This is a genomic window from Fluviicola sp. (assembly GCF_030151805.1).
In the GTDB taxonomy this organism is placed as follows: Bacteria; Bacteroidota; Bacteroidia; order Flavobacteriales_D; family Crocinitomicaceae; genus Fluviicola.
This window is the reverse complement of record NZ_JASLCN010000408.1, coordinates 1-3,743: the sequence shown is the minus strand read 5'-3', so window position 1 is coordinate 3,743 and position 3,743 is coordinate 1. Positions and strand designations below refer to the sequence as shown.

4 protein-coding genes are annotated in these 3,743 nt (G+C 41.3%); all 4 read right to left on the bottom strand.

Going from position 1 to position 3,743, the window contains the following annotated elements:
- Positions 1 to 1,185, bottom strand: a 1,185-nt coding sequence (locus Q1V93_RS15400; protein ID WP_300665882.1) for a hydroxymethylglutaryl-CoA reductase, degradative, incomplete at its 3' end; no start/stop codon positions are given.
- Positions 1,185 to 2,204, bottom strand: coding sequence for an isopentenyl-diphosphate delta-isomerase (locus Q1V93_RS15395; protein WP_300665881.1), 1,020 nt, complete (start codon positions 2,202 to 2,204; stop codon positions 1,185 to 1,187). The genes Q1V93_RS15395 and Q1V93_RS15400, both read right to left, overlap by 1 nt.
- Positions 2,204 to 3,520 (bottom strand): FAD-dependent monooxygenase, encoded by a 1,317-nt coding sequence (locus tag Q1V93_RS15390; RefSeq protein ID WP_300665880.1) that lies wholly within the window; start codon positions 3,518 to 3,520, stop codon positions 2,204 to 2,206. Before Q1V93_RS15390 ends, Q1V93_RS15395 begins: the two co-directional genes overlap by 1 nt.
- On the bottom strand, positions 3,517 to 3,743 hold a 227-nt coding region (locus Q1V93_RS15385), incomplete at its 5' end, for a hypothetical protein (protein WP_300665879.1). The genes Q1V93_RS15385 and Q1V93_RS15390, both read right to left, overlap by 4 nt.

Below are 3,743 nucleotides of genomic sequence, written 5' to 3'. Positions count from 1 at the left end.
CAAGTGCATTTTCATATGTCCTTGTTGAATTCCGGTTGTTGTCAATGATTTAACGGCTCCAAAATTATTTGCCAATCCTGCTGCTGCGGCTATTCCCATCAATTCTCTTGCATTCGGGAAATCTAAAATCTCATGCGATAGTTTCACCAACGGATGCAGGTTCGTCAATCCGCCAACTACTCCCATTGCAATCGGTAACGTCAGCTCAAAACGGAAGATATCGTTCTCAATCGTGCAATTCGTTAAAGAGGTATAATGCCCGTTTATACTTGCATACGCATGACCACACGCTTCAACCGCTCTGAAATCATTTCCTGTTGCTAATACAACTGCATCCACCCCATTGTAAATTCCTTTGTTGTGCGTCGTTGCACGATAAGGATCTACTTGTGCGATTCTTACGGCAGTATGGAATTTTTTTGCGAATTCTTTCCCGGAAACTCCCGGAACAATTCCATCCAGGTTCTTCACATCTGTTTCCACCCAACACTTCACCACACAATTCGGTGTGAGGTTAGAGAGAATGGACATAATGATTTCCAGGCCATCCTTTTTCAAGTCCGGTTGGTTTTGGTGCCAGTTTCTGAATAGTTCAGCGAATCGTTCCAAACAAGAGTTTACGAAGTTTGCACCCATTGAATCTATTGTTTCAAAAGTGACAAACAACTGCATTAATCCCGGCTCTTTATCTGAAAGATCTTTTAAGACAATATCCTTGATACCACCACCGCGGTTACGCATATTGACCGTAATGTCTTCTGAACCATTTAAGAAGAGTTGTTTTAACTCGTCAAAACGACCGGTCAGTTTTTCGATATCATCGTGCCATAAGAAATGAACCTGCCCTACTTTTTCGGTATCAACGATCTCTGTATGAAATCCTCCTAAAGCATACCAGAATTTTGCGCTTTTTGAAGCTGCTGCAACAACAGAACTTTCTTCAATGACCATTGGAACCGCAAAGGTTTTTCCATTGATTAAAAAGTTTGGTGCAATGCTGTAAGGTAAGTGGAAATTCGATATGGTATTTTCACTAAACTCGTTAATTACTTCTTGAACAGCGACTTCAGGGTGATCAAAACTTTTAAATGTTTCCATCGTCTTCTCCGGCGACTTACAAAACTTTGTAATCGCTTCCAACTTCTCCTGCTTGTTCTTTTTTGAGAACCCTTCTATTATTTCCATTATCTTATTTTTAGAAATTTTTGAGCCATTAGTAATCCTTTTATTTGTATTTCAGCAAATGTGTCCAGGGCTTCCTGAGATTCATTTGCGTATTTTAAGAATGGCGCTGCCTGACCGTAAATTGCAGGAATGTCTGCTTTTGAGGTCAAATAATAACCGTCTAAAAAGTTTTTTATCCCGCCACTTATAATCACGTTATTACACTTACGTTCAGAACCCAGTTCCCGGATTGCGCTATTTAAAAAATCGACCATTTCGGAAGCAGAATGCCCCAAAGCAATCACGTCTTCATAATGTGCTTTCAATGGTTCGTTACGCAATAGCTCTAATTTTGAAAAGTTTGTTCCGCCATTTGCTGCAAAGTCAATTGCCAAAATCGGCAACTTCAGTAATTCTCTCATGCTTTCAGGACCAAAGCCTTGCCCTACTTCCTTCACAATGATGTTTGTGTCGATTTCATTCAACAACTGTTTGATTGTGACCAGCGGGGAACGTTGAATCAAGTCGCCTTCCGGCTGCAACCATTCCTGCAAGGGATTCACATGTACAATCAAACCGTCTGCATCCAGCTTATCGACTAATGCTTTTAACTTAGAAGCCTGCCCCTTGTCTATTAACCGCTCAATTTGAGCAATTCCTACATTGGCGTATAACGGAGAAGCATCTCCAAGGATCGGACGCAGGTTAAAATCGTCGAAATAGGTATTGTCTTCCAAAATAACCCGGCAAGAGCCCAGACCCATACCAAAACCATATTTATTGGCCGTTTTTGCCAACATTTTATTGATTGGACCTGCAGCAGAAGTACCGCCTGTCATGCTTGAAATCCAGACAGGGTAACGGAGCGTTTTCTCTCCCAGTTGAACAGGCAAGTCCGATTGCTGAGGATGCCCCTCTAACATCGGTTCATAATAAAAACGACCATCCGACAAGGCACTTTGCGAAGCAAAAGCCAAATCCAAATGATTCTTTTTTCTTAAGTCTGCCGCTTCAAGCGTTTCGTGTTCAATTTTTTCCATCAGATCGTTGCCGGAACTCCTTCATCCTTTAATATGGGGCGAATAATTCGTGTGGCATTTTTATATAGGCGTATTTGTTTCGCCGGTTTCGTAATAAAATGTATCGGGTGCTGCATCGCCACTTTAAAAAAGTGCTTCAACAGAAATTGTTTGTTTTTGTTTATTCCGGATAGAATGGAAAGCGGACCTGTAGCTTGTTCTCCTCCCTTCTGCAAATACTCAAAGCATGCTTCTTTTAATTCATCATCCGTAAACACTTCGTACAAAGAGTTTGCCAAAATGTTGATTGTCTCCACATTTTTCCCTCTGTTCTTGTAATACTCGCTAATGGCGCATTCCAGTTTTTCTTCATTTTGAAAATCAATCCCTGCTAATTCGCCATTCAGGCAAAGAATATCCGAAAAGGATGCCGTCATTCCTCCACCTGTTAAAGGATGTCTCATGTTCAATGAATCGCCCAACAATACAGCGCCTTTCAAGCGGAATGCCTGACCTTTCATGGAGTGATTCGGCATCACCTTCAAAGGTTCCTCGTCGATGGCTGTTAAGAATGCCTGAATCATTTCTTCAGGTAATATTTTCACCACTTCTTCCTTCAATCGTTCTATGGATTCTTTGCCCATTTTGGGAGCTTTTCCTCCGGGATAATCAATTAAGATCCGATAGGCATTTGTGTGAATCGGGTAAACCAGGATTGGAAAATCGCCGGTAACAATCATGTGGCCATAAGAAGGAAACTCCAGTTCCAAATCTTTCAGAACCAAGCCCATAAAATAGGAAGTCACTTTCTTGTTTACTTTGCTCAACTTATCACGCAGCATAGACATGGGCCCATCACAAACGACTGTCAGTTTTGCAACTTGTGAAACACTTGTTCCGTCTTCCTGTGTGTAGCTTACGCCGGTAATGGTGTTATTGTTTTCAAGGATTTGAGTGACATTTCCCTGAACCACCGTGATATTTTCCCGTTGTTCAAGTTCTTTCCGGATATTGGTCAGAAACTTTCCGTTTCTCAAACCAAGACCTTTGAGTCCTTTTTGAACCTCCTCATATTGGATTGTAAAACGTTCGTTCCCTTTAATGAGGTTATATCCATTGACTTCCTGTGCATCAATGCCTTCCAGCAGATGACCAAGTCCGAGTTCATTCAAAGACTGAATTCCTCCGGGCTGCATTAATTCACCGATAATTCTATCGGGTTCTGAAAGGTCTCGTTCTATCACAAGGATCCGTGTGCTACGGGGTTGAGAAGCAGCAAACACTCCTCCGGCAACTCCGGCACCTATCACTATGATATCAAATTCACCTGTGCTCATTGTTGAATGTTGGCTAATATTGATTTGATTTTACCTGTATTGTCTTTTTTCTCTAAACTTTTAAGAACAGAGATAAATTCCTTTTTCGTACTGTTAAAGTCCTGAATTGAAATAAAGTACTTAGCTGTTTTTCCTTTTCTGATTTTAACGTTTTTGTGCAGAACCTCCGGATTATTGTACAATTCTTTCAATGTTGCAACGGCCATCAATTGCGGGATGGCGC

Excerpts from the sequence above, each read along its gene's own strand:
- Q1V93_RS15390 (WP_300665880.1), bottom strand. The coding sequence starts at position 3,520 with ATGAGCACAGGTGAATTTGATATCATAGTGATAGGTGCCGGAGTTGCC.
- Q1V93_RS15395 (WP_300665881.1), bottom strand. The coding sequence starts at position 2,204 with ATGGAAAAAATTGAACACGAAACGCTTGAAGCGGCAGACTTAAGAAAA.